The organism is Mycobacterium sp. D16Q16, from assembly GCF_002013745.1.
In the GTDB taxonomy this organism is placed as follows: domain Bacteria; phylum Actinomycetota; class Actinomycetes; order Mycobacteriales; family Mycobacteriaceae; genus Mycobacterium.
This window is the reverse complement of record NZ_MAEY01000019.1, coordinates 60,316-86,922: the sequence shown is the minus strand read 5'-3', so window position 1 is coordinate 86,922 and position 26,607 is coordinate 60,316. Positions and strand designations below refer to the sequence as shown.

Annotated in this window: 28 protein-coding genes; 17 read left to right on the top strand and 11 right to left on the bottom strand. The window is 65.3% G+C overall.

Annotated features, from left to right (window positions below):
- The gene (tal, locus tag B4394_RS18375; RefSeq protein WP_078312077.1) at nt 1-1,134 is read right to left on the bottom strand and encodes a transaldolase; all 1,134 of its coding nucleotides are present in this window, start codon (nt 1,132-1,134) and stop codon (nt 1-3) included.
- Between the two features lie 26 nt (nt 1,135-1,160).
- Nucleotides 1,161-3,248 (bottom strand): transketolase, encoded by a 2,088-nt coding sequence (gene tkt / locus B4394_RS18370; protein WP_176138338.1) that lies wholly within the window; start codon nt 3,246-3,248, stop codon nt 1,161-1,163.
- A 245-nt stretch (nt 3,249-3,493) separates the two neighbouring features.
- Here tkt and B4394_RS18365 point away from each other — a divergent pair, with 245 nt between their 5' ends.
- A complete protein-coding gene (locus tag B4394_RS18365) occupies nt 3,494-4,432 on the top strand; it encodes a heme o synthase (RefSeq protein WP_078311961.1) in 939 nt (312 codons plus the stop codon).
- On the opposite strand, the gene B4394_RS18360 is transcribed toward B4394_RS18365, so the two are convergent.
- Nucleotides 4,421-5,398, bottom strand: a complete 978-nt coding sequence (locus tag B4394_RS18360) for a quinone oxidoreductase family protein (RefSeq protein WP_078315894.1) — start codon at nt 5,396-5,398, stop codon at nt 4,421-4,423. The genes B4394_RS18365 and B4394_RS18360 overlap by 12 nt on opposite strands.
- A gap of 34 nt (nt 5,399-5,432) precedes the next feature.
- Here B4394_RS18360 and B4394_RS18355 point away from each other — a divergent pair, with 34 nt between their 5' ends.
- Together B4394_RS18355 and B4394_RS18350 are read left to right on the top strand one after the other, a co-directional pair.
- Entirely contained in the window at nt 5,433-5,756 is a 324-nt protein-coding gene (locus B4394_RS18355; RefSeq protein WP_078288232.1) for a hypothetical protein, read from the top strand.
- Nucleotides 5,738-6,703: an ATP-grasp domain-containing protein gene (locus B4394_RS18350; RefSeq protein ID WP_078311967.1), complete on the top strand. Its 966-nt coding sequence runs from the start codon at nt 5,738-5,740 to the stop codon at nt 6,701-6,703. Before B4394_RS18355 ends, B4394_RS18350 begins: the two co-directional genes overlap by 19 nt.
- Here the strand turns inward: B4394_RS18350 and B4394_RS18345 are convergent.
- Nucleotides 6,656-7,600: a COX15/CtaA family protein gene (locus tag B4394_RS18345; protein ID WP_078312078.1), complete on the bottom strand. Its 945-nt coding sequence runs from the start codon at nt 7,598-7,600 to the stop codon at nt 6,656-6,658. The two genes, B4394_RS18350 and B4394_RS18345, sit on opposite strands and share 48 nt — an antisense overlap.
- Nucleotides 7,601-7,834: 234 nt before the next feature.
- Between B4394_RS18345 and B4394_RS18340 the strand changes: the two genes are divergently transcribed.
- The 3 genes from B4394_RS18340 (at nt 7,835) to B4394_RS18330 (ending at nt 9,804) form a co-directional block, all read left to right on the top strand.
- Complete coding sequence (locus B4394_RS18340; protein ID WP_078315893.1) at nt 7,835-8,908, top strand: oxygenase MpaB family protein; 1,074 nt, start codon at nt 7,835-7,837, stop codon at nt 8,906-8,908.
- A 17-nt stretch (nt 8,909-8,925) separates the two neighbouring features.
- A complete protein-coding gene (locus tag B4394_RS18335) occupies nt 8,926-9,141 on the top strand; it encodes a hypothetical protein (RefSeq protein WP_078312079.1) in 216 nt (71 codons plus the stop codon).
- 99 nt (nt 9,142-9,240) lie between these two features.
- Nucleotides 9,241-9,804 carry a TetR/AcrR family transcriptional regulator gene (locus tag B4394_RS18330; RefSeq protein WP_078311972.1) on the top strand — a complete coding sequence of 188 codons (564 nt, stop codon included), beginning with the start codon at nt 9,241-9,243 and terminating at the stop codon, nt 9,802-9,804.
- A gap of 35 nt (nt 9,805-9,839) precedes the next feature.
- Here B4394_RS18330 and B4394_RS18325 read toward each other — a convergent pair whose 3' ends face one another.
- From B4394_RS18325 to mptB, 5 genes are read right to left on the bottom strand one after another with little or no spacing between them, the layout of a single operon-like run.
- A complete protein-coding gene (locus B4394_RS18325) occupies nt 9,840-10,283 on the bottom strand; it encodes a YybH family protein (protein ID WP_078315892.1) in 444 nt (147 codons plus the stop codon).
- A 23-nt stretch (nt 10,284-10,306) separates the two neighbouring features.
- Nucleotides 10,307-10,966 carry a DUF899 domain-containing protein gene (locus tag B4394_RS18320; protein WP_078315891.1) on the bottom strand — a complete coding sequence of 220 codons (660 nt, stop codon included), beginning with the start codon at nt 10,964-10,966 and terminating at the stop codon, nt 10,307-10,309.
- A gap of 38 nt (nt 10,967-11,004) precedes the next feature.
- On the bottom strand, nt 11,005-11,799 hold the full coding sequence (locus B4394_RS18315) for an ABC transporter permease (RefSeq protein ID WP_170915023.1): 795 nt from the start codon (nt 11,797-11,799) through the stop codon (nt 11,005-11,007).
- On the bottom strand, nt 11,796-12,695 hold the full coding sequence (locus B4394_RS18310) for an ABC transporter ATP-binding protein (protein WP_078315890.1): 900 nt from the start codon (nt 12,693-12,695) through the stop codon (nt 11,796-11,798). The genes B4394_RS18315 and B4394_RS18310 overlap by 4 nt, the downstream gene beginning before the upstream one ends.
- Nucleotides 12,637-14,421, bottom strand: a complete 1,785-nt coding sequence (gene mptB, locus B4394_RS18305) for a polyprenol phosphomannose-dependent alpha 1,6 mannosyltransferase MptB (RefSeq protein ID WP_078315889.1) — start codon at nt 14,419-14,421, stop codon at nt 12,637-12,639. Before mptB ends, B4394_RS18310 begins: the two co-directional genes overlap by 59 nt.
- Nucleotides 14,422-14,529: 108 nt before the next feature.
- Here mptB and B4394_RS18300 point away from each other — a divergent pair, with 108 nt between their 5' ends.
- From B4394_RS18300 to B4394_RS18270, 7 genes are read left to right on the top strand one after another with little or no spacing between them, the layout of a single operon-like run.
- Complete coding sequence (locus B4394_RS18300; RefSeq protein ID WP_078311982.1) at nt 14,530-15,312, top strand: helix-turn-helix transcriptional regulator; 783 nt, start codon at nt 14,530-14,532, stop codon at nt 15,310-15,312.
- On the top strand, nt 15,309-16,736 hold the full coding sequence (sufB, locus tag B4394_RS18295; RefSeq protein ID WP_070952566.1) for a Fe-S cluster assembly protein SufB: 1,428 nt from the start codon (nt 15,309-15,311) through the stop codon (nt 16,734-16,736). The genes B4394_RS18300 and sufB overlap by 4 nt, the downstream gene beginning before the upstream one ends.
- Nucleotides 16,737-16,738: 2 nt before the next feature.
- On the top strand, nt 16,739-17,899 hold the full coding sequence (sufD, locus tag B4394_RS18290; RefSeq protein ID WP_078311983.1) for a Fe-S cluster assembly protein SufD: 1,161 nt from the start codon (nt 16,739-16,741) through the stop codon (nt 17,897-17,899).
- Nucleotides 17,900-17,913: 14 nt separating this feature from the next.
- Nucleotides 17,914-18,678 (top strand): Fe-S cluster assembly ATPase SufC, encoded by a 765-nt coding sequence (sufC, locus tag B4394_RS18285; protein ID WP_078295660.1) that lies wholly within the window; start codon nt 17,914-17,916, stop codon nt 18,676-18,678.
- 2 nt (nt 18,679-18,680) lie between these two features.
- A complete protein-coding gene (locus B4394_RS18280; RefSeq protein ID WP_078315888.1) occupies nt 18,681-19,961 on the top strand; it encodes a cysteine desulfurase in 1,281 nt (426 codons plus the stop codon).
- A 6-nt stretch (nt 19,962-19,967) separates the two neighbouring features.
- Nucleotides 19,968-20,435 (top strand): Fe-S cluster assembly sulfur transfer protein SufU, encoded by a 468-nt coding sequence (sufU, locus tag B4394_RS18275; protein WP_078311985.1) that lies wholly within the window; start codon nt 19,968-19,970, stop codon nt 20,433-20,435.
- Nucleotides 20,432-20,776, top strand: coding sequence for a metal-sulfur cluster assembly factor (locus B4394_RS18270; protein ID WP_078311986.1), 345 nt, complete (start codon nt 20,432-20,434; stop codon nt 20,774-20,776). Before sufU ends, B4394_RS18270 begins: the two co-directional genes overlap by 4 nt.
- Here B4394_RS18270 and B4394_RS18265 read toward each other — a convergent pair.
- Together B4394_RS18265 and B4394_RS18260 are read right to left on the bottom strand one after the other, a co-directional pair.
- Nucleotides 20,773-21,549 carry a DUF5666 domain-containing protein gene (locus B4394_RS18265; RefSeq protein WP_078315887.1) on the bottom strand — a complete coding sequence of 259 codons (777 nt, stop codon included), beginning with the start codon at nt 21,547-21,549 and terminating at the stop codon, nt 20,773-20,775. The two genes, B4394_RS18270 and B4394_RS18265, sit on opposite strands and share 4 nt — an antisense overlap.
- 141 nt (nt 21,550-21,690) lie before the next feature.
- A complete protein-coding gene (locus tag B4394_RS18260) occupies nt 21,691-22,446 on the bottom strand; it encodes a DUF5666 domain-containing protein (RefSeq protein WP_139360285.1) in 756 nt (251 codons plus the stop codon).
- Nucleotides 22,447-22,498: 52 nt separating this feature from the next.
- Between B4394_RS18260 and B4394_RS18255 the strand changes: the two genes are divergently transcribed.
- From B4394_RS18255 to B4394_RS18240, 4 genes are all read left to right on the top strand, one after another.
- Nucleotides 22,499-23,626, top strand: a complete 1,128-nt coding sequence (locus B4394_RS18255) for an NADH:flavin oxidoreductase (protein ID WP_078315886.1) — start codon at nt 22,499-22,501, stop codon at nt 23,624-23,626.
- A gap of 60 nt (nt 23,627-23,686) precedes the next feature.
- Nucleotides 23,687-24,040: a thioredoxin gene (gene trxA / locus B4394_RS18250; RefSeq protein WP_078311989.1), complete on the top strand. Its 354-nt coding sequence runs from the start codon at nt 23,687-23,689 to the stop codon at nt 24,038-24,040.
- A 66-nt stretch (nt 24,041-24,106) separates the two neighbouring features.
- Nucleotides 24,107-24,916, top strand: a complete 810-nt coding sequence (locus B4394_RS18245; protein WP_078315885.1) for an enoyl-CoA hydratase — start codon at nt 24,107-24,109, stop codon at nt 24,914-24,916.
- Nucleotides 24,917-24,954: 38 nt separating this feature from the next.
- Complete coding sequence (locus B4394_RS18240) at nt 24,955-26,583, top strand: ABC-F family ATP-binding cassette domain-containing protein (RefSeq protein WP_078311991.1); 1,629 nt, start codon at nt 24,955-24,957, stop codon at nt 26,581-26,583.
- Nucleotides 26,584-26,607: the final 24 nt, after the last annotated feature.

Sequence of the window (26,607 nt, the reverse complement as noted above, 5' to 3'; positions counted from 1 at the left end):
TCACTCCTTGGTGGATACCGCGTCGAGTTGGGCTTGGGTGGCGTCGATGAGCTCATTCCAGGCGACCTCGAACTTGTCGACGCCTTCGGTTTCGAGCACCTCGAACACATCATCCAGATCGATCCCGGCGCGGGTCAGTTCATGGAAGACCGCGTGGGCGCCGTCGTAAGTCCCATGGATGGTGTTGCCGGTGACCACGCCGTGGTCGGCAACCGCCTCCAGGGTCTTCTCGGGCATGGTGTTCACGGTGTGCGGAGCCACCAGGTCCACGACGTACATCGTGTCGTCGTAGTCGGGATTCTTGACTCCGGTCGAGGCCCACAGCGGACGCTGCACCCGTGCGCCGGCCTTCTTGAGCTCGGCGAACCGGTGACCGTGATCGAACACCTTCTCGTACGCCTGGTAGGCCAGACGGGCATTGGCCACCCCGGCCCGGCCGCGCAGGGACAGCGCCTGACCATTGCCGATGTCCTCGAGGCGCTTGTCGATCTCGGTGTCTACCCGGGAGACGAAGAACGACGCCACCGAGTGAATCTTGGAAAGGTCGCGGCCGGCTTCCTTGGCGGCCTCCAGGCCGGTCAGGTAGGCGTCCATCACTTCCTTGTGGCGCTCCACCGAGAAGATCAGGGTGACGTTCACCGAGATGCCCTCGGCGATCACCGCCGAGATCGCGGGCAGACCGGCCTTGGTTGCCGGAATCTTGATCAGCAGGTTCGGGCGGTCGACGATCTTCCACAGCTCGATGGCCTGCAGGATGGTCTTGTCGGTGTCGTGGGCCAGGCGGGGGTCCACCTCGATGGAGACACGACCATCCACACCCTCAGAGGCTTCGTACTGCGGAGCCAGCACATCGCACGCGGCGCGCACGTCGTCGGTGGTGGCGGTGCGGATCGCCGAGTCCACATCGGCCCCCCGCTCGGCTAGCTCGGCGATCTGCGCGTCGTAGGCATGCCCCTTGGACAGGGCGGCCTGGAAGATCGCCGGGTTGGTGGTCACCCCGACGATGCTTCTGGTCGCGATCAGCTCGGCGAGGTTGCCCGAGGTGAGTCGGTCCCGGGAGAGATCGTCGAGCCAGACGGCGACTCCGGCTTCGCTCAGTTCGGCGAGATTAGCGTTCTGATCAGATGTGCTCATGGGATTCATCCCTTCCTGATTCGGGGTTATTGAGCTGCTGCGATGGACCTTTCGGCGGCCGCAGCCACTGCATCCGGGGTGAAGCCGAACTCACGGAACAAGGTCTTGTCGTCAGCGGAAGCTCCGAAGTGCTCCAGTGAGACGATTTGACCGGCGTCGCCGACGAACTTGTACCAGCCTTGCGCGATGCCGGCTTCCACGGACACCCGGGCACGCACCGACGGCGGCAGCACGCTGTCGCGGTATTCCTGGGGCTGGGACTCGAACCATTCCACACAGGGGAACGACACCACGGAGGACGCAATTCCCTTGGCGGCAAGAATCTTCTTGGCCTCGACGGCGAGCTGCAATTCCGAGCCCGTGCCGATGAGGATCACATCGGGCTGGCCATCGGCTGCCTCCAGCACGTAGCCGCCCTTGGCCACGCCCTCGCGGCTGGTGCCTTCCAGGATCGGCACACCCTGGCGGGTGAGTGCCAAACCGACTGGGCCGGTGCTGGATTGACGCTCCAGGACGGTCGCCCAGGCGTACGCGGTTTCGTTCGCGTCACCGGGGCGCACCACCGAAAGGTTGGGGATGGCGCGCAGTGCGGCCAGGTGCTCCACCGGCTGGTGGGTGGGGCCGTCTTCGCCGAGACCGATCGAGTCGTGTGTCCACACGTAGATCGGGTCGATGTTCATCAATGCCGCCAGGCGCACCGCGGGCCGCATGTAGTCGGCGAACTGCAGGAACGTTCCGCCGTACGCGCGGGTGGGGCCATGCAGCACGATGCCGGACAGGATCGATCCCATCGCATGCTCGCGGATGCCGAAATGCAATGTGCGGCCGTATGGTTGGGCGTTCCAGTCCGATGTCGCGATGGACGTTGGGCCGAAGGAATCGGCGCCCTTGATGGTGGTGTTGTTACTGCCCGCGAGGTCCGCGGAGCCACCCCACAGCTCGGGAAGCTTGGCGCCGAGCGCCGACAGGGTGTCGCCGGACGCGGCACGGGTGGCGACGCCCTTGGAGCCGGGTTCCCAGGACGGCAGCTCGGCGTCCCAGCCCTCGGGCAGGGTGCGCGCCTCCAGCCGGTCCAGCAGTGCCTTGCGCTCGGGCTCGCGGGCGGCCCAGGCGTGAAAATCCTTGTCCCACTCCGCATGTGCCTGCTTGCCGCGCTGCACCAGCTCGCGGGTGTGGGCGATGACCTCCGGGGCCACGTCGAAGGATTTCTCCGGATCGAAGCCCAGAATTTTCTTGGTGGCGGCCACCTCGTCAGCCCCCAGCGCCGAGCCGTGTACGCCGCCGGTGTTCATCTTGGTGGGAGCGGGGTAGCCGATGATCGTGCGCAGAGCGATGAACGACGGACGGTCGGTGACCGCACGGGCGTTGGCCAGTGCTTCCTCGATGCCGGTGACGTTCTCACCACTGATGACGGTCTGTACATGCCAGCCGTACGCCTCGTAGCGGGCGGGGGTGTCCTCGCTCAGTGCGATCTTGGTGTCGTGCTCGATGGAGATCTCGTTGTCGTCCCAGATGACGATGAGGTTCCCCAGCTGTTGGGTACCGGCCAAGGAGGACGCTTCCGAGGTCACGCCCTCTTCGATGTCGCCGTCGGAGGCGATGACGTAGATGAAGTGGTCGAACGGGCTGGTGCCGGGCGCGGCGTCGGGGTCGAAGAGACCGCGCTCGTACCGAGAGGCCATCGCCATGCCAACCGCCGAGGCCAGGCCCTGGCCGAGCGGCCCGGTGGTGATCTCGACACCCTTGGTGTGGTGGTACTCGGGGTGGCCGGGGGTCAAAGAGCCCCAGGTACGCAGTGCCTCGATATCGGAGAGCTCCAGGCCGAATCCGCCCAAGTACAGCTGCAAGTACAGGGTCAGGCTGCTGTGGCCACACGACAGCACGAATCGGTCGCGGCCGATCCAGGTGGTGTCGCTGGGATCGTGGCGCAGCTGTCGCTGAAAGAGCGTGTATGCCACGGGTGCCAGGCTCATCGCGGTGCCGGGATGCCCATTGCCGACTTTCTGTACGGCATCGGCGGCCAGCACCCGCGCGGTGTCAACCGCACGCGAGTCCAGGTCTGTCCAGTCATCCGGGTGGTTGGCCCGGGTGAGGGTTGGGATATCGGTCGGGATCTCGTCGATCGCGGTCACGGGCCCATCGTAGTGCCGCCGATTTCGCGCCGCTGCCTCACGGCCGGGTCACGCCTCCTGGGCAATGTGATAGTCCGGTGACGGACAACCTCTGTTCACTTCCGTGGGCCGACCTTGGTTGTCGACGCGCGACCCTGGCGGTCTACCATCGTCTGTAGTAGAGCGCTCAGTGCCGCGGGTCGGCTGGCTCACCGGATTAATTACCCAGGAGGATCAGCGCGGTGCGGATGCGAGAGACGCAAGGCGCGCGTGCTCGCGGCCCGTTCCTTTCGACGATCCTCGCCTACGTGGCCCTGACCAAGCCGCGGGTCATCGAGCTGCTGCTGGTCACCACGATTCCCGCGATGTTGCTCGCCGAACGCGGGCATGTGAATCCGCTGCTCATCCTGAATACGCTTCTCGGCGGGATTATGGCCGCGGCCAGTGCCAACACCCTGAACTGTGTGGCCGATGCGGACATCGACAAGGTCATGAAGCGCACCGCGCGCCGGCCCCTGGCCACCGCATCGGTCACCACCCGCAACGCGCTGATCTTCGGGATCGTGCTCGGTATCGGAGCGTTCGCCTGGTTGTGGTGGACCGCCAACCTGCTGTCTGGTGTGCTCGCCGTGGCCACCATCGCCTTCTACGTCTTCATCTACACGTTGGTGCTCAAGCGCCGCACCGCGCAGAACGTGGTGTGGGGCGGCGCTGCCGGGTGCATGCCGGTGATGATCGGGTGGTCGGCGGTCACCGGCACCATTCAATGGCCGGCCGTGGTGATGTTCCTGATCATCTTTTTCTGGACTCCGCCGCACACCTGGGCGCTGGCCATGCGCTACAAGGAGGACTACCGGGCTGCGGGCGTCCCCATGCTGCCCGTGATCGCCACCGAGGAGAAGGTCACCCGGCTGATCCTGATCTACACCTGGCTGACGGTGCTGGCCACGCTGGCACTCGCGCTGGCCGCCGGTGTCATCTACGCCGTGGTCGCATTCCTGGCCGGGGTGTGGTTCCTGGCGATGGCGCACCAGCTGTACTCGGGTGTGCGCAAGGGTCAGCCGATCAAACCGCTGCGGTTGTTCTTGCAGTCCAACAACTACCTGGCCGTGGTCTTCTGTGCGCTGGCGGTCGACTCGGTGGTCGGCTGGCCGCTGCTGTTCGGTAATGGGCTGCTAGGGCACTAGGACGACCGACCCGGTGGTCTTGCGTGCCTCAAGGGCGATGTGGGCCTGGGTGGCCTGCTCCAACGGATAGCTGGCTCCGACGGTGATCTTCAACGTTCCGCGCGACACCAGGTCCAGGACATCGTCGGCGCGCCAGGCGAATTCTTCGGGGGTGCGGATGAAATGCCCCATGGTCGGGCGGGTGAGCACTGCCGACTTGGCGGTGAGGCGCTGCGGATCGAAGGGCGGTACCTGGCCACTGGCCGCCCCGTACAGGGCGATCAGGCCACGCACCCGGACTGCCGCCAGGCTTGCCTCGAAGGTCGACTTGCCGACGCCGTCGTAGGCGACCGCCACACCCTCACCCGAGGTCAATTCCAGGATTCGTGAGGCGAACTCCGCCGGATCCGCGGGATCGGGATAGGGCAGCACCTCGGTGGCGCCAGCCGCGCGGGACAGCTTCTCCTTGGCCTCGCTCGACACGGTGGTGATGACCCTGACGCCGCGATGGGTCGCCCATTGGGTCAGCAATAGACCCATACCGCCGGCGCCGGCGTGCACCAGCACGGTGTCACCGGCGGCGACGGGGTACACCGAGGTGAGCAGGTAATGGGCGGTGATGCCTTGAAGCAGGGCGCTCGCGGCAACCTCCGATGACAGGCCCTCGGGCACCTTTGCGGTGTAATCGGCTGGTGCGGTGGTCGATTCGGCGTACCCCCAGGCGGCCACGGGGCTGGCGACCCGGTCGCCGGGGGCAAGGTTTTCGACACCCTCGCCCACCGCGCTTACCACTCCGGTGACCTCGGATCCCGGAATGTGGGGGAGCGGGGCGGCGTAGCTGCCGTTGCGTAGATAGATATCGCGGAAGTTGACCCCCACCGCATCGACGTCGATGAGCACCTCGCCGGGGCCCGGTGTCGGAGCTGTCTTTTCGACGAGGGTGAGCACTTCGGGTCCGCCGGTCACCGGCACTTCGATGGCGCGCATGGGTACCAGTATCCAGGCCACGTACGCTCTACATATGACCGACGAAGCCCAGCCAGACGCGAAGGTGTCCGTTCCGTCGACCGTGCACCGTGCGCTGACCGCGTTCGTGAAGGCGCATCACATGCCCACCAAGGCCGTGTTGCAGCCCATCGGGCAGGCCGGCGTCCGGATCACGCTGGTCGGTGCCGACGGGATCCTGGGTGATCAGGTGGTTGCCGACATCGCCACGGCGCATGCTGCCGTGGCGGCAGTCGAAGGCATCGAGCCCGTTGAGGAATGGGACCGCGAGTTGGTCAGCACCGCCAACCCGGCACCGGGTCACGCCAAGAAGATGGCCGGGTGGGTCGCCCGGACGTAAGGCTGGGACGGCCGGATATCTTCCATCCGCGCATCGTTCTGGCCGGTTGCCCACAACTCGTCTCCGGTGACGGCGACGACGCTGAACTTGTTGCCGCGCTGCGTGTTCGCGACCTGCACGCCCGGTGGCTGTCCTGGGATGACCCTGAGGCCGCGCAGGCGGACCTGGTGATCCTGCGTGCTACCTGGGACTATCCCGAACGCCTGGATGAATTCCTGCGGTGGGCCGGATCTGTGCCCAATGTGCTCAACCCGCTGTCGGTAGTGCGCTGGAACACCGATAAGCGCTATCTGAATGATCTTGCCGCAGCTGGTATCTCGACGGTTCCTAGCACTTTCTTCGCGCCCGATGAGCCCGTCGTGCTGCCCGACGGCGAACTGGTGATCAAGCCCTCGGTGGCCGGTGGATCGCGTGGCGCGGGGCGCTTCACGTGCCCGGAGGCTGCGCGTAATCATGCCGAGGCGCTGCAAGATGAGGGTCGCACGGTGCTCATCCAGCCCTACGACCCGCGCGTCGACACGCACGGCGAGACGGCATTGGTCTTTCTCAACGGCGAACCGTCCCATGCGTTTACCAAGGGGGCGTTGCTGCCTCCGCCGGGTGCCGCCGCCGAGGTCGACGAGTCGGGTCTGTTCCACTCCGAGCGTCTGGCGCCGGTGAGGCCGTCGGCGGCGTTGTGGAAGTTCGGTGCCGCGGCGCTTGCCGCGGCGGCCACGAAATCCGGTGTCGCGATGACTGAGCTGCTGTACGCGAGAGTCGATGTCATCGGCGGTGTGCACGACGATGACCCACGGCTACTGGAGCTGGAACTGGTCGAGCCGTCTCTGGGCTGGCGTCAGCTGGAGACCGAGGAGCGCGACCTGGCGCAACGAAAGTTTGTGATCGGTGTCGAGGACGCGTTAGAGCGCCTGGGTCTGGGCCCGCTGGGGCAGCACCGACGCGGCTAGCGCCGGAGAGGTCAGCGCCGCCCACAGCGCGGCGGTCGCCGCTGTGCATGCGGCCGCACCCGCGACGTGGACGGCGACGAGCACCGCGGGCACACCCGTGTAGAACTGCACGACGCCCACGAGGCCCTGGGTCAGTGTGAGGGCCGCCAGCACCGTGAAGCGCGCCCAGATGGGTCTGGTCACACCGACGGCTGCCAGTCCGAATCCCAGCCCTAGCAGTAATGCCAGGTAGGCGATGAGCAGTGTGCCGTGTAGATGCACCAGTGTGGTGATCTCGACCTGCAGTCGGGGCACCACGCGGGTGACGCTTTTATCGCCGGCATGGGGTCCTGCTCCGGTCACCAGTGTTCCGGCGACCAGGACCGCGGCCAATGTCACACCGATGAGCGCTGTCAGCCGGCGCAGCGGGGCGGGCGGCGGTGGCACCATGGGGAAATCCGAAACGACATCGGGCTCACCGATTTTCACGTAGAGCAGCGTCGCCAGCCACACCATGCCCATCGATACCAGCAGGTGGATCGCGACGGTCCACCACAACAGGCCGGTCAGTACGGTGATGCCACCGATGACTGCCTGCAGGACCGTCGAGGCCGGCATCAGCCAGGCATAGATGAGGACCTCGCGCCGGCGCCGTGCGCGTGTCACGGCGAGTACTGCCAACGCGGCGGTGATCACGACCAGGAAGCTGATCATCCGGTTGCCGAATTCGACGGCCTGATGGATGCGCGGCACTTCGGCGACGGCGACGGGGGTGAAGCTCCCCGGGAAGCACTGTGGCCAGGTGGGGCAGCCCAGGCCGGAGGCGGTGACCCGAACCACGGCGCCGGTCACGGCAATTCCGCCCTGGGTCAGCACGACCGCCGCGGCGATGAGGCGCTGCGTCCGCAGGCTCGGCATCGGCAGTAGATCGACTACCCGCAAGAACGCCCGATATAGCACGCGATGAGTCTATGTCACCGCCGACTACGCCTTGTAGTAGTCGCTGCGGGTTCCGTCTGGACACAGGGCTGAGGCGAATAGGCCGGTTGGTTGACGCTTTGCCCCTTGACGTAAGCGATCGGGTGATGAATCCTACGCTGTGTAGAAAAATCCTACATCTCGTAGGAATACTGGCGCAGAGGGAGCGGGCCTGTGAGTGTGATCAGGGAGTGGCTGTCACTACCGAAGGTTGAACCTGCTGAGGACTACGGCTTCTTTGGTCCTGAATCGGTGTCGTGGCGTGTGTGGAGCTACCCGACGTCGCTGTCCATTGGATTTCAGCGCGCCGTGGTGATCGAGGAACTTGATCCCGGATTGATTGCCGCCGTGGACAAGACGCATGAGATCTATTCACGGCCCCGGACTCGTTACGACCGAACCTTGCGGTACTTCGCGATGGTTGCCTTCGATGACAGCAGGTCAACAGCCAAAGCGGCAGATGTCCTGGTCAAGATTCATTCCAAGGCCATTGGCGTCGACCCGGTCACCGGTGAGAACTACGACGCGAACAATCCCGATTCCCAGTTGTGGATCCACCTCACGGCGTGGCATTCGATTCTGCTCGCCTATGAGAAGTACGGCCCAGGGCGGCTTTCTGACGAGGACGAAGCGCAGTTCTGGAGTGAATGCGCCCGCGCGGCGGAATTGCAGACGTGCGACCCGGGCGATATCCCCCGAACGCGTGAGGGGATAAGCCAGTACTTCGAAAAGATGCGGCCACAGCTCATCGGCTCTGATATCGCCCGGCAGGCGATGCGGCACTTGCTCAGCGCCGAGGTGATGCTGCCACCGATGCCCCTGCTGTTGCGGCCGTTCACCAAGGTGATCACATGGTTTTTGCGCCGGGGCACCTTGGCGACCATGCCCCGGTGGATGCGGGAGATGGCCGGGCTAAGCGTTGCCCCCCTGCTCGACGCGGTGATCGTGCCACCGATAAGTGCCGCCTTCACGGCGATCAGCATGAGCAAGCGGCTGCAGTTGATCCTGCTGCGGCTGATCTCACCTGCCACCGTGCCCATCGGCGCACGCGTTCTGCTCTCGGTACCGCCGAGAAGCTCGATCACCATGACGCCCAGGGAGGCGCAGGAACTTTACGGCTATGAGATTCCCCGTCGGGCGCACCACGAACTCCGGGAACGGCAACGAACCCGCGTGTTCGGAGAGGGACAGGCTCCCAGCGACGAGGGAATTAGAGAGTCCGAGCCGATTCTCGGCACCGTTGGATGATTCAGAAGGAACACACCATGATCAAGGACCTGCTCGACCGTCGCCTCAGCATCCGCCAGCTCGTCTACCTGGTGATCGTCATCGGTTTGCCGTATGTGGTGATCGGGTTGATTTGGGCAATGACCCACCGTGACCACCTTGAACAACTCACCGGATTGGACAAGCTCTTCTCTATGCTGGGAGAAATTGTCGCCTGGCCGGTGCTCATCATCGCCAACGTGTATCTGCAGTAGCCGGGCCAGTCGTAGGAGGACACCGTCACTGCGCCGCCAGCCTCGACGAATCCGCGTGCCCGGGCCGAACATCTCGGACCGGAGAGGCGGCGGGCGCAGGTGCTGGATACGGCCCTGCAGATCACCGCTGAACAGGGCGTGGCGAATGTGACGATGGCTGCCATCGCCACGCGCATGGGCGTCACTCGCCCCGTTGTGTATGCGTGCTACAACGGGCGAAGTGAGGTACTGACGCAACTGCTGGAACGCGAGACGCGGCTGGCTCTCACCAGCTTGCGTGCCATCCTTCCGCCACAGCGGACGGGCTCTGTTGAGCAGATGTTCGTCGACGGATTCGCAGCTCTGTTGGGCGACGTTGCCACGCGCCCTGCCTCGTGGCAGATCATCGCGGCAGCGCAGTCAGATCCCGTGCTTGCAGAGGCTATTTCGCAGGGCCGGGCGCAGATTCGGGCGCAGATCTGCGAAGTCATGCGACCCCTGCTGCAGCGGTGGCAGGTCCGCGATGTCGATTTCGTCATGCCCCCGCTGGTTGAGACACTCCTGGCAATCAGCGAGGGAGCCATACGGTTGATGCTCGGTCCTGACCCGCGATGGTCCGCAACGGACCTGGCGGATATCGTCGGCCGGGCGGCGTACCGGGCATTGCGGGCGGCTCCTCGCTGAGAGCGAGTCATCGGCACGCCGGGCAGATCCGACGGCTAGCCGAGTCGCCGACTGATCCTGGGTAGTACGTAATTGGAGTACGAGTACTTGCCGGTGATCTTCCCGTCCGCGTCGAAGTGGAAGACGTCCAAGCCTTCCCATCCGAAACGCGGGACGGCAACGGCCGCCAGGTGAGTCGCCGCACCAAGCAGCCGGCTCCGGGACTGGCGTGCGCGGATGTCGTGACGGCATGTCCACCGAATCGTCGCCTTACGTGCGGACTGATCGATCAGCCGGTCGTGCTCGTCGAATGTCATGGCACCGTAGGCGCCTGTGAACTGCGGTTCGAATTCACGACGGATGGCGGCCAAGCCGACATGCCGGGATCCATCGCCCGGCAGGTACTCGGCGTCCTCGGCGAAGTGTTCCATCACCAGGTCCAGATCATTGGTGTTGAACGCAGCCACGAAGCGGTCCAGGGCGACCGCAATATCCGCCATAGGGGGAGCGTACGGGGTCTTTGCTAGTACTCGTCGTGCAAGCGCCACCACTGATACGGCGGCGTCTGCGGCCAGCCGTCGGGTGAGTCCTCCCAATCTTCTTGACGGCCATAGGGTGTGAGGTCGAGCAGCATAAAATCCAGGCGCATCTTGTCCCCGCCCCGGTCGGTACTGAAGTAGGTCTGGTACACACTGTCGCCGTCGCGAAGAAACACGCTGATGCCGAATCCGCTCCCTGCGCCGCAATCCTCGGCGAATGTCGTCTCACGGGACGACACGAACGGGAACGACCACTGCATGCGGTGCTTCAGGGCGTTGATTTGTGCATACGGCATGTCGGACACCACCGCGAAGCTGGTACCGCGGGCGTTCAGATGCTCGTGCCTGCCGATGTTGTCACATACCGAGGCGCACCCGGAGCAGAAGTCATCGGCACCGTTGTCCATGAACTGGTACACGATGAGCTGGTCGCGCCCGTCGAACAGATCCGGCAGCGACAGCTCGCCACCGGGGCCGGTGAACGTGTACCCGCCGGGCATCGCGACCATCGGCATCCGGCGACGCCGAGCGGCCAGATTGTCGAGGGTCCGCGTTGTGGCCTTCTCGTGAACCAACAACTCGGCGCTCGCTTCGAGCCACTCGTTACGGGAAACAATCGGGGGCAGGGGTTTGGCATGGGACATACCGATATAGACCGGTGGTAAGCCACAATCTCATCGGCTCAGGTGAATCGGAACCAGCGCAGCGCACCGTATCCGGCGAGTGAGCCCCACACCGCGAGCACGGCGATCGCGAACCAGTCCACTGACAGCGTCATCGCGGCGGCCAGTGCCTCCGAGAGCGCACCCGAGGGAGACAGCCGCGCCAAGAGCACCACGGCGTGGGGGATCGCGTCGGTGGTGCGACCGTCCTCCAGGGTCAACGCCCCGAGCCCGGCGAAGATGAACCACAGCAGATTCGCCAGGGCGAGCACGATTTCCGCGCGCAGTGTGCCGCCGAGGAGCAGTCCCATCGCCGCGAACGTCGCGGTGCCGAGAGCGATGACTACCGCGCCGAGGAGTAGTCCGACCGGATGCGGGCGCCAGCCCAGCGTGGCACCAATGGCGCCGATGACCGCGGCCTGCAGGACCACCACCGTGACGACGGCGAGTGCCTTGCCTGCGATGATGCCCCACACGGGTAATGCGGTGGCGCCCAGGCGTTTCAGCGCACCATAGCGGCGGTCGAACCCGACGGCGATGGCCTGTCCCGTGAAGGCGGTGGAGATGACCGCGAGCGCCATGATGGCGGGCACGAAAATGTCGGTACGCGAGCCGGGGAACTGGCCCAGCGGCAGCAGCGTCAGTCCGATGAGCAGGGTGATCGGGATGAACATGGTGAGCAGCAGCTGTTCGCCGTTGCGGAGCAGCAGCTTGAGTTCCAGCCAGAACTGCGCAAACAGCATGGTGTGCACGGCGCTGGGGCGCGGGTCTGGGGCGAAGGTGCCCGGGTCGAACCGTGGGGTCATCTCGCTCATCGCAACTCCCGCCCGGTCAGCTCCAGGAATACGTCCTCGAGGCTCCGTTTCTCCACCCGTAGGTCGGTGGTCAGCACATCCATCCGGGCGCACCACGCGGTGACGGTGGCCAGCACCTGCGGGTCGACGACGCCCTCGACCCGGTACTCGCCCGGTGTCACCTCGGCGACCTTGTATCCCTCGGGCAGCGCCGACGTGAGGAGCGTCAGGTCCAGTCGCGGCGGGGCCGAGAAGCGTAGCTGGTTCTCGGCGCCGGACTGCATCAACTCCGACGGCGTACCGGCGGCCACCACCGCGCCGTGGTCGATGATCATCAGCTGGTCGGCAAGCTCCTCGGCCTCCTTCATGTGGTGCGTGGTCAGCACCACCGAGACGCCATCGCGCCGCAGGCAATCGATGAGTTCCCACACCACCAGCCGGGCATGGGCGTCCATACCGGCCGTCGGCTCGTCGAGGAACACCAGCTCGGGCCGGCCCACCAGCGCGCATGCCAGCGCGAGGCGCTGCTGCTGCCCTCCAGACAGGCGCCGGTAGGGGGTGCGCGCGGCGTCTGTCAGCCCAAGAGTGTCCAGAAGCCATTGCGGGTCAAGCGGATTGGCGGAATAGGAGGCTACGAGACCGAGCATCTCACTGGCCCGTGCGGTGGGGTAGGCGCCGCCGCCCTGCAGCATCACACCGATACGTGCGCGCACCGCAGAGTTCTTCGCGACCGGATCCATGCCCAGCACCTCGACGGTGCCCTCGTCGGGATGCAAGAAGCCCTCGCACAATTCGACGGTCGTGGTTTTTCCGGCGCCGTTGGGGCCGAGCAGTGCGAAGACCTGGGCCTGCTCTACCTCAAGGTCGAGGTTGTGGAGTGCTGTCGTTGTCCCGTATCGCTTCGTCACCGACCGCATCCGCACCGGGGGTGCCGTCCTTGTCGGTGGTTGCGTCACGGTCAGTCAGCGTAAGCGGCGCGGCTTCGTCACCGTTAGGCAGCCGACGCCACGGCAGATAGTCGTGCGTGATAGCGATGAGCAGGAGCGCGATGATGGCGCTCGCCACTGTGGCGTCGATGATCTGGAACAGCGCGAACCTGTCGCCGTTGGCGGTCGGCCCGAAAATGCCTACGAGCAGGGTGATGCCGATGGCGGTCCCGCGGAAAGCGGGGCGGGTGGCCCACGCGGCCAGCGGGATGATCGCCCACAGCAGGTACCAGGGCTGCACCACTGGAAAGAGCAGCACCGTGATGCCCAGGGCGACACCCAGCCCGCCCACGGGGTGCAGGCGTCCACGCAGCACGGCCAGCAGCAGCCATGACACCGCGATGCCGATGATGCCGATACCGATTCCGCGGGTCAGCGACAGTATCGCGGTGGTGTGATCGCCCAGACCGAGCAGGATGCCGACTTGCCCGGTGCCCAGGGCGACGAGGGTCGGCGGCGACATCCAGCTGCGCACGGCGTTCGCGGTGCCGAGTGTGTAGATCCACCCGAACCCGAGCCCGCTGGCGAATCCGATGAGGACCGTGCAAGCGCCGGTCACAGTGCCCAGGAGCGCCCCGGCCTGGAAGAGGCCGCGAACGCCGCCGCCCCATCGGCGAGCCAGCGCCATGCCGACAAAGCCCAGGGCCAGCAGGGAAGGGAGTTTGACCTGCGATGACGCGGTGATCAGTACCGTCCCGGCCAGGAGGTTGCCCAGCGGAACCCAGGTGGCCCATTCGGTATGCACCCCGATGAGGGCACGTGTCGAGTCGATACCGCGCATGGCCAGCTCGGTGCCGGCCAGCATCAGGCCCAGCATGAGCGCTTCATTGTGAATTCCGGCGACCAGGTGCATCAGCAGCAGCGGATTCGCGGCGCCGAGCCAGAGCGCGCTGACTTCCGCGACGCCGCAGCGCTGGGCCAAACGTGGTGTTGCCCAGATGATCAACAGCACTCCGAGCAGTTCGACGAGCCGATGACACAGGGCTCCGGCGACAATGTCGTCACCGGTGAGCCGCGATATGCCCTTGCCGATCCACAGAAACAAGGGACCGTAGGGGGCAGGTGTTTCTCGCCACATGCTGGGCACCGACAGCGTGAACACGTGATCGAGGCCCAGGGCGACCGCCGGACCTTCGGTGTACGGATCCTTGCCCAGGCGCGCGATCTGGCTCTGCGCCAGATACGAGTACACGTCCTTGGAGTACATCGGAGGCGCTACGAGCAGCGGCAAAATCCACAGCAGCAGGGTCCGGTCCAGCTGGCCGCGGGACATCCTGCGGACCGGTCCCCGTTCGCCGTTGGCGTTTTTGTTGCGCAGGCTGCCGATGGCGAAGCGTCCCAGCATGAGCCAGGCCAACGTCATCATCACGGCACCGGTGGTCGTCATCGTCAGGGACACCGTCTGAATGCGCGACGGCAGGTTGAGAAGCCGGACCCCGAAGATCGGATCTTGGATGACGGGTCGCGCGCCGGCGCCGAGCGCACCGATGGCCATGAGCGCTGTTCCGGTGGCGCCGAACAGGCGAGTTCGGTTCATGGCTGTGAGCTCTCGCTCAGTGAGCGGGGCCGACGAACGTTCGTCATCATGCAGATGCGACAGCGACGAACTCAGCCACTGACCACGTACCGACACGCCAGCAGCGTATCGGCCCGCCATGCCCGCTCCGTGGAACCAGTCGGGCAGGGCCTGTCCGGCCGGCGGGGTGCGCTCAACATAGGTAACCCTTGCTAGACGTGGCATTCCGAATTGCGTCACACTGGTGTTGTGAAATTCGGCCAGCCCTCCGCGGTGGCGTCTGCTGCGGCGACGTCGCAGGTGCTGGATGCTGCCCCGGCCGTGTCCCATGATGGCCAGACACGTGTCGCCGTGGTGCGGCTACTCATGGAGTCTGGGCCGGTCACCGCGGGTGAGATCGGGGAACAGCTCGGCCTTTCGCCGCAGGGGGTGCGCCGCCACCTCGACGCCTTGATCGAGGCCGGTGATGCCGTCTCGAATCCGGCGGCCGCATGGCAGCACAACGGCCGGGGGCGCCCGGCTAAGCGGTTCCAGCTCACAGCGGACGGTCGCGCCAAACTCAACCACGCCTACGACGACCTGGCATCTGCCGCCATGCGCCAGCTGCGCGAGATCGGTGGCGACGATGCGGTGCGGATCTTCGCGCGGCGTCGCATTGACTCGATCTTGAGCGATGTCGCGGCCGGTGGGCCGTTCAACGACACCGAGGCCGCGGTGGACCACGTGGCCGTTGCGCTGACCAAGGCCGGATATGCGGCCAGCACCCAGCGGGTCGGTGGAGCGGGCGCGTCCTCGAGCGGCGTGCAGATATGTCAGCATCACTGTCCGGTATCGCACGTGGCCGCGGAGTTCCCCGAACTCTGCGAGGCGGAACAGCAGGCCTTCGCCGAGTTGTTGGGAACACATGTACAACGGCTGGCCACCATCGCCAACGGTGACTGTGCCTGCACGACGCACATTCCCCTGCACGTATCTACACCTCCGGCGCCCAGCCCCGCGCCGGATACAACGATCAGTAAGGAGTCACGATGACCCTCGAGCGTGAGGTGCTGACCCAGGACGAGACAATCGCGTCACTGGGCAACTACGGCTATGGCTGGTCTGACTCCGACGCGGCCGGAGCCAGCGCGCAGCGCGGTCTGTCTGAGGCCGTGGTGCGTGACATCTCGTCGAAGAAGAGCGAGCCCGAGTGGATGCTCGACATCCGCCTGAAGGCGCTGCGCACCTTCGACAAGAAGCCGATGCCGAACTGGGGATCGAACCTCGAGGGCATCGACTTCGACAACATCAAGTACTTCGTGCGGTCCAGCGAGAAGCAGGCGGCCACGTGGGACGATCTGCCCGCCGACATCAAGAACACCTACGACCGCCTCGGCATCCCCGAAGCCGAGAAGCAGCGCCTGGTGTCCGGTGTTGCCGCGCAGTACGAGTCAGAGGTCGTCTATCACTCGATCCGCGAGGACCTCGAGGCCCAGGGTGTGATCTTCCTGGACACCGACTCGGGTCTGCGTGAGCACCCGGAGATCTTCAAGGAGTACTTCGGCAGCGTGATCCCGGCCGGGGACAACAAGTTCTCCGCGCTCAACACCGCGGTGTGGTCGGGTGGTTCGTTCATCTACGTGCCGCCGGGCGTGAAGGTCGATATCCCGCTGCAGGCCTACTTCCGCATCAACACCGAGAACATGGGCCAGTTCGAGCGGACGCTCATCATCGTCGACGAGGGTGCTTACGTGCACTACGTCGAGGGATGTACCGCACCGATCTACAAGTCGGATTCGTTGCACTCGGCCGTGGTGGAAATCATCGTCAAGCCGGGCGGGCGCTGCCGCTACACGACGATCCAGAACTGGTCGAACAACGTGTTCAACCTGGTTACCAAGCGGGCCCGCGCCGAGGCGGGGGCCACCATGGAATGGGTCGACGGCAACATCGGCTCCAAGGTCACCATGAAGTACCCGGCCGTGTGGATGACCGGTGAGCACGCCAAGGGTGAGGTGCTGTCGGTCGCCTTCGCCGGCGAGGGACAACACCAGGACACCGGTGCCAAGATGCTGCATCTGGCGCCGAACACGTCGAGCAACATCGTCTCCAAGTCGGTGGCGCGTGGCGGCGGTCGTGCCTCCTACCGTGGCCTGGTCCAGGTCAACAAGGGGGCGCACGGCTCCCGCTCAACGGTGAAATGTGATGCGTTGCTTGTTGACTCGATCAGCCGCAGCGACACCTACCCGTACGTCGATATCCGCGAAGACGACGTCACCATGGGGCATGAGGCGACCGTCTCGAAGGTCAGTGACGATCAGTTGTTCTATCTGATGAGCCGCGGTATGACCGAGGACGAGGCGATGGCCATGGTGGTGCGCGGGTTCGTCGAACCGATCGCGAAGGAACTGCCGATGGAGTACGCGCTCGAGCTCAACCGGCTCATCGAGCTGCAAATGGAAGGTGCGGTCGGTTAGTCATGACGCAGTTGACTCAAGCTGTCGAAGGCTCCAACAAGGGAGAACTGTTCAGCTCCTACGACGTCGAGGCCTTCGAGGTCCCCGGTGGCCGTGACGAGCTGTGGCGGTTCACCCCGCTGCGCCGCCTGCGCGGGCTGCACGACGGATCGGCTGTCGCGACGGCAGATCCGTCCGTGGGGGTTACCGCCGGCGACGGTGTAACCGTCGAGACGGTCGATCGCGGCGACGAACGGCTCGGTAAGGGCGGGGTTCCGTCAGATCGCGTTGCCGCACAGGCGTACTCCGCGTTCCGGACCGCCACTGTGGTCTCGGTAGGTAAGCAAGCCGTGGTCGCGGACCCGATCTCGATCACCGTGAGTGGCCCCGGCGCGGGCGAGGTGGCCTATGGGCATCTGCAGGTGCGCGCCGCTGAACTGTCCGAGTCGCTGGTGGTCATCGACTACCGAGGCAGTGGAACATACGCTGAGAATGTCGAATTCCTGCTGGAGGACGCGTCCCGGCTGACCGTCGTCTCGATCGCCGACTGGGCCGATGACGCCGTGCATGTCAGCGCGCACCACGCAAAGCTGGGCAAGGACGCGGTGTTGCGCCATATCGCAGTCACCCTCGGTGGCGATCTGGTTCGCCTCACCGGCACCGTCCGGTTCGAGGCGCCGGGAGGCGACGCCGAGCTGCTGGGTCTCTACTACGCAGATGACGGTCAGTTCTTCGAGCATCGACTGCTCGTCGATCACGCCCAACCCAACTGTCGTTCGCATGTCACGTACAAGGGTGCACTGCAGGGAGACCCCGAATCTGGTCGAGCAGACGCGCACACCGTCTGGATCGGCGATGTACTCATCCGCGCTGAGGCAACCGGAACCGACACCTTCGAACTGAACCGCAACCTGATCCTCACCGACGGCGCTCGGGCCGACTCGGTGCCCAACCTCGAAATCGAGACCGGCGAGATTGCCGGGGCCGGGCACGCGAGTGCCACTGGGCGATTCGATGACGAGCAGCTGTTCTACCTGCGCTCGCGCGGTATTGCCGAGGAGGATGCGCGCCGTCTGGTGGTGCGTGGCTTCTTCCAGGACATCATTGGCCGGATCGGGATCGAGTCAGTGCGAGATCGCCTTACCGAGGCCATCGAAAACGAACTCGCCCAGACCAACTCGTAGATAGAAAGCAACTCATGACCACTCTGGAAATCAAGGACCTGCACGTCAGCATCTCGCCCAACGAGGGCGAAACCATCGAGATCCTCAAGGGCGTCAACCTGACGGTGAACTCGGGGGAGACCCATGCGGTCATGGGCCCCAACGGTTCCGGCAAGTCCACGCTGTCCTATGCCATCGCCGGACACCCCAAGTACGAGGTGACCTCGGGATCGATCACTCTCGACGGGCGGGACGTGCTGGAACTGTCCGTGGACGAGCGTGCCCGTGCGGGTCTCTTCTTGGCCATGCAGTACCCGATCGAGGTTCCGGGAGTGTCGATGTCGAACTTCCTGCGCACCGCCGCCACCGCCGTCCGCGGCGAGGCTCCGAAGCTGCGGCACTGGATCAAGGAAGTCAAGGAAGCCATGGGGGAGTTGGAGATCGACTCCGCCTTCGCCGAGCGCAGCGTCAACGAGGGCTTCTCGGGCGGCGAGAAGAAGCGCCATGAGATCCTGCAGTTGGGCCTGCTCAAGCCGAAGATCGCCATTCTGGACGAGACAGACTCCGGGCTAGACGTCGATGCCCTGCGGATCGTCTCCGAAGGTGTGAATCGGTATGCCGAGCGCGAGAATGGCGGCGTTCTGCTCATCACCCATTACACCCGGATCCTGCGCTACATCCAGCCGCAGTTTGTGCACGTCTTTGTTGGCGGGCGCATCGTCGAGTCGGGCGGTCCCGAGCTGGCCGACGAGCTGGAGGAAAACGGCTACGTGCGCTTTACCCAAACGGTGGGAGCCTGACCGTGACGGCCATTGTGCCGCTGGACATCACTCGGATCTCGGAGATCAGGGATGACTTCCCGATCCTGAGCCGGACGGTGCGCGGCGGTAAGCCGTTGGTGTACCTGGATTCCGGTGCGACCTCGCAACGGCCCAAGCAGGTTCTCGATGCCGAGCGGGTCTTCCTTACCGAGCGCAACGCCGCGGTGCATCGCGGTGCTCACCAGCTTGCCGAAGAGGCTACCGACGCCTACGAGGGAGCGCGCCACGCGATCGCCCGTTTTGTGGGCGTTGACGACGGCGAGATCATCTTCACCAAGAACGCCACCGAATCGCTGAACTTGGTGGCGTACACGCTCGGTGACGACCGGTTCGACCGTGCGGTGGGACCCGGCGACGAGGTAGTGATCACCGAGCTGGAACATCACGCGAATCTGGTTCCGTGGCAAGAGCTCTGCCGCCGTACCGGCGCCACCCTGCGCTGGTACGGAGTCACCGACGACGGCCGCATCGATCTTGACTCGCTCGAGCTCACCGAGGCCGTCAAGGTGGTCGCGTTCACCCACCAGTCCAATGTGACCGGTGCGGTTGCTCCCGTCGACGAGCTGGTGCGCCGCGCTAAATCCGTTGGCGCCCTTGTTGTTCTGGACGCCTGCCAGTCGGTTCCGCATATGCCGGTGAATTTCCGGGAACTGGGCGTCGACTATGCGGCCTTTTCGGGGCACAAGATGCTCGGCCCATCGGGGGTTGGAGTGCTGTACGGCCGCCGCGAACTGCTGGAGGTCATGCCTCCGTTCATTACGGGTGGCTCGATGATCGAGACGGTCACCATGGAGAGCAGCACCTACGCGCCGCCGCCCCAGCGATTCGAGGCCGGGGTCCCGATGACCTCCCAGGTGGTCGGACTCGGCGCCGCTGTTGACTACCTGAATGCGATTGGCATGGAAGCAGTTGCCGCGCACGAGCATCAGCTGGTGTCGGCCGCTCTCGCCGGGCTCGGAAGCATCGAAGGCGTCCGCATCATCGGTCCCGCCGAGAACGTTGATCGTGGGGGTGCGGTCGCCTTCGTGGTGGACGGTATCCACGCGCACGATCTGGGGCAGGTTCTCGATGACGAGGGGGTCGCGGTACGAGTCGGGCATCACTGCGCCTGGCCGCTGCATCGCCGGTTCGGTATCGCGGCGAGCGCCCGTGCCTCCTTCGCGGTCTACAACACCCTGGACGAAGTCGATCGACTGGTTGCCGGCGTCCGCCGCGCGCAGCAGTTCTTCGGTGTCGGGGCGAGCGTGGCGACGAGGGATTGACCGAGCATGCGCCTTGAGCAGATGTATCAGGAAGTCATCCTGGATCACTACAAGCGTCCGCATCATCGCGGGCTGCGTGAGCCGTTCGCGGCCGAAGTGCACCACGTCAACCCGACTTGTGGAGACGAGGTGACTCTGCGAGTCGCCCTGGATGACAACAGGATCGCCGACGTCTCCTATGACGGGCAGGGATGCTCGATCAGCCAGGCCGCGACCTCGGTGTTGACCGATCAGGTGATTGGGCTGACCGTGGATGAGGCGCTCAAGACAGTGGCTTCGTTCAACGAGATGATCTCCTCGCGCGGCACCATCGACGGCGACGAAGACATCATCGGCGACGGCATTGCCTTCGCTGGGGTTTCGCGGTACCCAGCCCGCGTGAAGTGTGCGCTCCTTGGATGGATGGCATTCAAAGACGCGCTCGTCCAGGCAGACGCCGCGACCAGCGGCACAACGGAGAAGGTGAAGCGATGACCGAAGTGTCCGCGGAAGTGAAGCTTCTCGAAGATCTCGAAGAGGCAATGCGCGACGTTGTCGACCCCGAGCTCGGTATCAATGTCGTCGATCTGGGGCTTGTTTACGGCCTCAACGTCGAAGAGGGGGACAGCGGCAAGGTCGCCACCATCGACATGACGCTCACCTCGGCGGCATGCCCGCTCACCGATGTCATCGAGGATCAGTCGCGTAACGCGCTGGTGGGCGCGGGGCTGGTCAAGGAGATCAAGATCAACTGGGTCTGGGTGCCGCCGTGGGGCCCGGACAAGATCACCGACGATGGTCGGGAGCAGCTCCGGGCCCTCGGCTTCACGGTCTAGCGCTGGTGGTGGCCTTCGGGGCCACCAGGTACCCCGCAGGAACCGTCCTTGGCCGCACGAAGGGTGATCGTCGAGGCCTGCAGGGTGCCCGACGCGTCATCGGGCCCGTGCGCGGCGATGCACTTGCCCGCGGCGATGGCACTCTGGTCCGCTGGGGCGCGCTTGGCGTACATGGTGTCGTTGTTCACGGTCACCGTCGCCGAGGTGGCGGCCCCGCCATTGGGATCGGTGATGCTTACGGTGATCGTGCTCCCACTGACTGAGGTGACCGTCCCCTGAACAGCCTGATGCTCGGGGCGTTTACCGGGTGTTGGGGCGGGGGATGAGGACTGCTGTTGCTCCTTTGGGTGTTGCTTCGCGCAGTTACCGTCGTTGGCCGGCCAGATCATCACGCGCCGGGCGGTCGGTGGGTTCGAGTCTTGTTGCGCCATCGCGGCAATACAGCTCCCTGCGGTGACATCCGACAATTGTCCGGCCGTGATCTCGGAGACCTTCGTGGACTGGCTGAAGCCGACGGTCGCGGTGCCATCCCTCTTGGTCACCTGAATGGTGTTGCCCGATACCGACGCGATAAGTCCCATCACCTGGTCCTTGTCGCGGTGTTGGCCCTGCTGTGCGGCCGAAGATGTGGTCGGGGTCGCGGACTTTGTGGAGGCGCCAGGGGTATCGGTAGGCGAGCCGCACGCGGCCACTGATAGCGCGGTCAGCCCCGCGAGTGCGAACAGGGCGCCGCGGGCGACCCGTGGTGAGGCGAGTATCTGGGTTGGGGACATCGATGTTCTCCATGGGTTGACGAGTGGGACACCTCAGCGTGCGGGTGCTGACTGAGGTGGCGCTCCGGTGTCTGTGCGAAGTTGCTGTGTGTTGCCGACGTCAGCCTGGGCGATGACCCGTGGCCGAAGCCATGCCCGGAGTTACCGTGGGGGCGGTCCGCATCGCCCATCGGTGGCGGGACCTAAATCGATCTTGGTGGCCTGAAGAACCCCGCCGGCGTCCTTGGTGCCGCGGGCGTCCGCGCATTTGCCGGTGATGATGGCGGTGGCCTCGGTGGGTTGCCGTTTGTCGTAGGCGGTATCAGCGGTCACCGTGACATTGGTCTGGATCTCCGATGCCCCACTGGGATCGGTGTTGGCGACCACGACGGTGCTGCCGTTGACCGACGCGACCGCGCCCTGGACGCTCGGGCCGCCGAACGGCGGCGGGCCCTCGGGAGCGCCGGGCGGTGGTCCCTGCGGTATGCCGGGAGGCGGTGCGCTCCCGGGCGGCGTGTCCACGGCACACTTGTTGTCCTCGGCCGTGCTGATCAGCACGCGCTGTGCGGTGACCTGGTCCGACGAAGCCGCGTCTGCCGTCGCCAGCACGCTGACGCAGCTGCCGACGACGACATCCGCAAGCTCTGCGGGTTGTACCTCGGTGAGCTTTGTCATCGTGTTGAAGTCGATGTCGGCGCTGCCGACGGGGTTGGTCACCTGGACGGTGTGGCCCGACACCCCGGAGATCAGCCCACCGGCCCGGTCCTGGCCACCCGCGTGCCGGGTGACGGTGGTCGAGGCAGGGCCGGGCGAGGATGTAACTGCCTTATCCCCGGACCCGCCACATGCCGCGCCGGATAACACGACGGCTCCGGCGATCACGAGCAACATGGGCCGTGGCCAGAGATTTGGTGACATGGTTGACCACGTTATCTGGAATGGATTGGGCGTCGGCGTAGTTTGACACCTCGTGACCGACGTGAGACCAGACGTAGCGCCCCTCTTTGAACCGTTCACCGTCAAATCGCTGACCGCACCGAACCGGTTCGCGATGGCGCCGATGACGCGGTCGGCCTCACCCGGCGGAGTGCCCGGTGAGAATGTGGCGGCGTACTACCGCCGCCGTGCCGCCGGGGGTGTGGGGCTGATCATCACGGAGGGTGTCTTCATTCCGGATGATGCTGCCGGCGGCCAGTCCAGCGTTCCGCGCCTCGTCGGCGATGAGGTGCTGGCGGGATGGTCCGCGGTCACCGATGCCGTGCACGACGAGGGATCGGCGATCGCCGCGCAGCTGTGGCACCAGGGTGTCGAACGCGGCGTCGATCCGGAGTTCAATCCCCAGGTGGAGTCGGTGAGCCCGTCCGGCTTGGGCGGAGATGCCTCCCCGCAAGGTCGTGCACTGCGGACCGGTGAGCTCGCCCCGCTTGCGCAGCAGTACGCGACGGCAGCCCGCAATGCCCAGGCGGCCGGATTCGACGCCGTGGAGTTGCACGGCGCCCACGGCTACCTCCTTGACCAGTTCCTGTGGGAGCGCACCAACGTTCGGGCCGACGGCTATGGCGGCTCGGTCGTCGATCGGGTGCGATTCCCGGTCGAGGTGGTGAGGGCCGTACGTGCCGCCGTCGGGCCGGATTTCCCTATTCTGTACCGGTTTTCACAGTGGAAGCAGGCGGATTACACGGCCACGCTGGCTGACAGCCCGGCGGAATTGGAACGGCTGCTCGCCCCCCTGGTCGAGGCAGGTGTGGATGTCTTCCACCCGTCTACCCGCCGGCACTATGTGCCCGCCTTCGTGGACTTGGCCGGCGATGACGGAGAGCTGAGCCTTGCCGGCTGGACCAAACGTGTCACGGGATTGCCGGCCATTGCCGTCGGCTCGGTGGGATTGCAGACGGAGTTCAAGCCCACCGAGGTGCGGGATATCGAGCCCGCGCCCGTCGAAGCGGTACTGCGACAATTCGCCAACAACGAGTTCGACGTCATCGCGGTCGGCCGTGCCTTGCTGTCGGACCCTGAATGGGTCAACAAGCTGCGGGCGGGGCGACAGGAGGAGTTCGTCGGATTCAACATCGGCAAGGCCCTGGCCGCGCTGTACTGAGCAGACCCCTGTACTGAGTGGCGACGGAACATCGCGCACCCCGGCAACGTTGAGGACGACATGGCAACACGTGACATCACCGCTGACGCGTTCAATGACCTGGTCCACGACAACGACATCGTGCTGGTCGATTTCTGGGCCTCCTGGTGCGGACCGTGCCGCCAGTTCGGGCCTGTCTTCGAGGCCTCGTCGGAGGAGAACCCTGATGTCGTCCACGCGAAGGTGGATACCGAAGCCGAGCAGGCTCTGGCGGCGGCGGCGAACATCCGTTCCATTCCGACTCTGATGGTGTTCAAGCAGGGCCAGCTGGTGTTCAACCAGCCCGGTGCGCTGCCGCCCGCATCGCTGGCCGATCTGGTGCAGAAGGTTCGCGAGCTGGACGTTGAGGCGGCGCTGCGCGAACAAGAGGCGTAACACCCGAAGGGCGTCGCCGCACAGAAACGATTTGGTGCAATCCGGCGGGGTCGGTTATATGGACGCATGAGTTTCGTGCTGGTGGATCGTCCGCGCCCGGATATTGCCCTGGTCACCCTGAACCGGCCCGACCGGATGAATGCCATGGCGTTCGACGTGATGCTGCCCTTCAAGCAGATGCTGGTCGACATCAGCCACGACAACGACGTGCGCGCCGTCATCATCACCGGGGCAGGTAAGGGGTTCTGTTCGGGCGCCGATCAGAAATCCGCGGGGCCCATTCCGCACATCGGAGGGCTGACCCAGCCGACGATCGCACTGCGATCCATGGAGCTGCTGGACGACGTCATCCTCACCTTGCGCCGCATGCACCAGCCGGTGATCGCCGCCATCAACGGCGCCGCCATCGGTGGCGGTCTGTGCCTGGCGCTGGCCTGCGACGTTCGGGTGGCATCCGAGGCCGCCTACTTCCGGGCCGCCGGTATCAACAACGGACTGACAGCCAGCGAGCTGGGGCTGAGCTACTTGTTGCCGCGCGCCATCGGCACGTCCCGCGCTTCGGACATCATGCTGACCGGCCGCGATGTCGACGCGGACGAGGCAGAGCGCATCGGTTTGGTATCCCGCAAGGTGCCCTCCGAATCGCTACTGGAAGAGTGTTACGCGATTGGAGAGCGCATCGCCGGGTTCTCCCGTCCAGGGATCGAGTTGACCAAGCGCACCATTTGGAGTGGGCTGGACGCCGCTAGCCTGGAAAGTCACATGCATCAAGAGGGCCTGGGCCAGCTCTATGTCCGGCTGCTCACCGACAACTTCGAAGAAGCCACCGCCGCGCGCAAGGAAAAGCGGGCGGCGGCGTTCAGAGACAAGCGCTGACGGCGCGAGACGCGCACACAGCATTCAAGGAGTAAGTAGTGATTACCGCGACGGACCTCGAGGTCCGCGCCGGCGCCCGCACACTCGTCTATGCGCCGGGCCCCGCGTTACGCATCCAGCCCGGTGACCGCATCGGGCTGGTGGGGCGTAACGGGGCCGGCAAGACCACCTCGATGAGAATTCTGGCAGGCGAGGGCGAGCCGTACGCCGGGTCGGTGTCTCGGACCGGTGAAATCGGTTACCTGCCACAGGATCCCAAGGAAGGGAACCTGGACCTGCTGGCGCGCGATCGGGTGCTGTCGGCGCGTGGCCTGGACACCATCATCAGCGAGTTGGAGAAGCAGCAGACGCTGATGGCGGAGCTGGCCGACGAGGATCAGCGCGATAAGGCGATTCGCCGTTATGGGCAGCTGGAAGAGCGCTTCTCGTCGCTGGGTGGGTATGTCGCGGAGAGTGAGGCAGCCCGCATCTGTTCAAGCCTCGGGTTGCCCGAGCGGGTGCTCGTCCAGCCGCTGCGCACGCTTTCGGGCGGTCAGCGGCGACGCGTGGAGTTGGCCCGGATTCTGTTCGGCGCGGCTGAGGGTGGCGCTGGGTCCAATATGACGCTGCTGCTCGACGAGCCGACCAACCACCTCGATGCGGACTCGATCGGTTGGTTGCGCGGTTTCCTGCAGAACCACGAGGGCGGGCTCGTGGTGATCAGTCACAACGTCGATCTGCTGGCCGATGTGGTCAACAAGGTGTGGTTCCTGGATGCCGTCCGCGGCGAGGTCGATGTCTACAACATGGGTTGGCAGAAGTATCTGGACGCGCGGTCGCTGGATGAGCAGCGCCGTCGGCGCGAGCGGGCCAACGCGGAGAAGAAGGCATCGGCTCTGCGTACCCAGGCGGCCAAGATGGGCGCCAAGGCGACCAAAGCCGTTGCCGCGCAGAATATGTTGCGTCGCGCCGAGAAGATGCTGTCAGGACTCGACGAAGAGCGGGTGGCCGACAAGGTGGCCCGTATCAAGTTCCCGACGCCCGCGGCGTGTGGGCGGGTGCCGCTGGTGGCCAAGGGGCTGACCAAGAACTACGGGTCTCTGGAGATATTCACCGGGGTGGATTTGGCCATCGATCGTGGTTCGCGCGTCGTGGTTCTCGGGCTCAACGGCGCGGGGAAGACGACGCTGCTGCGCCTGCTGGCGGGCGCGGAGACCGCGGATGCCGGCGCGCTGGAGCCGGGCCATGGTCTCAAGCTCGGATACTTCGCGCAGGAGCACGACACCCTGGATGATCACGCGACGGTGTGGGAGAACATCCGTCATGCCGCTCCGGATACGGGGGAGCAGGAGCTGCGCGGAATCTTGGGTGCGTTCATGTTCAGTGGCCCGCAGCTGGAGCAGCCGGCTGGGACGCTGTCCGGCGGTGAGAAGACCCGTCTGGCCCTGGCGGGTCTGGTGGCCTCGACCGCGAATGTGCTGCTGCTCGACGAGCCGACCAACAACCTGGATCCCGCCTCACGCGAACAGGTTTTGGACGCGCTACGCAGTTACCTGGGGGCGGTCGTTCTCGTCACACACGACCCGGGAGCCGCTGAAGCATTGAATCCACAACGCGTTGTGTTGTTGCCGGATGGCACCGAAGACTACTGGTCGGACGAGTACCGGGACCTCATCGAGCTGGCCTGACCATTTCTCGTACGCCATCCGCGT

Bases quoted from the DNA above. Each gene is read 5' to 3' on its own strand.
- B4394_RS18345 (WP_078312078.1), bottom strand. From the start codon at position 7,600: ATGCCGAGCCTGCGGACGCAGCGCCTCATCGCCGCGGCGGTCGTGCTG.
- B4394_RS18270 (WP_078311986.1), top strand. From the start codon at position 20,432: ATGACCGAAGTGTCCGCGGAAGTGAAGCTTCTCGAAGATCTCGAAGAG.
- tal (WP_078312077.1), bottom strand. From the start codon at position 1,134: ATGAGCACATCTGATCAGAACGCTAATCTCGCCGAACTGAGCGAAGCC.
- B4394_RS18325 (WP_078315892.1), bottom strand. From the start codon at position 10,283: ATGGCGGATATTGCGGTCGCCCTGGACCGCTTCGTGGCTGCGTTCAAC.
- B4394_RS18360 (WP_078315894.1), bottom strand. From the start codon at position 5,398: ATGCGCGCCATCGAAGTGCCGGTGACCGGCGGACCCGAAGTGCTCACC.
- B4394_RS18320 (WP_078315891.1), bottom strand. From the start codon at position 10,966: ATGTCCCATGCCAAACCCCTGCCCCCGATTGTTTCCCGTAACGAGTGG.
- B4394_RS18315 (WP_170915023.1), bottom strand. From the start codon at position 11,799: ATGAGCGAGATGACCCCACGGTTCGACCCGGGCACCTTCGCCCCAGAC.
- B4394_RS18245 (WP_078315885.1), top strand. From the start codon at position 24,107: ATGAGTTTCGTGCTGGTGGATCGTCCGCGCCCGGATATTGCCCTGGTC.
- B4394_RS18260 (WP_139360285.1), bottom strand. From the start codon at position 22,446: ATGTCACCAAATCTCTGGCCACGGCCCATGTTGCTCGTGATCGCCGGA.
- B4394_RS18365 (WP_078311961.1), top strand. From the start codon at position 3,494: ATGCGAGAGACGCAAGGCGCGCGTGCTCGCGGCCCGTTCCTTTCGACG.
- sufC (WP_078295660.1), top strand. From the start codon at position 17,914: ATGACCACTCTGGAAATCAAGGACCTGCACGTCAGCATCTCGCCCAAC.
- B4394_RS18310 (WP_078315890.1), bottom strand. From the start codon at position 12,695: ATGCGGTCGGTGACGAAGCGATACGGGACAACGACAGCACTCCACAAC.
- sufD (WP_078311983.1), top strand. From the start codon at position 16,739: ATGACGCAGTTGACTCAAGCTGTCGAAGGCTCCAACAAGGGAGAACTG.
- sufU (WP_078311985.1), top strand. From the start codon at position 19,968: ATGCGCCTTGAGCAGATGTATCAGGAAGTCATCCTGGATCACTACAAG.
- sufB (WP_070952566.1), top strand. From the start codon at position 15,309: ATGACCCTCGAGCGTGAGGTGCTGACCCAGGACGAGACAATCGCGTCA.
- trxA (WP_078311989.1), top strand. From the start codon at position 23,687: ATGGCAACACGTGACATCACCGCTGACGCGTTCAATGACCTGGTCCAC.
- mptB (WP_078315889.1), bottom strand. From the start codon at position 14,421: ATGGCGGGCCGATACGCTGCTGGCGTGTCGGTACGTGGTCAGTGGCTG.
- B4394_RS18335 (WP_078312079.1), top strand. From the start codon at position 8,926: ATGATCAAGGACCTGCTCGACCGTCGCCTCAGCATCCGCCAGCTCGTC.
- B4394_RS18355 (WP_078288232.1), top strand. From the start codon at position 5,433: ATGACCGACGAAGCCCAGCCAGACGCGAAGGTGTCCGTTCCGTCGACC.
- B4394_RS18265 (WP_078315887.1), bottom strand. From the start codon at position 21,549: ATGTCCCCAACCCAGATACTCGCCTCACCACGGGTCGCCCGCGGCGCC.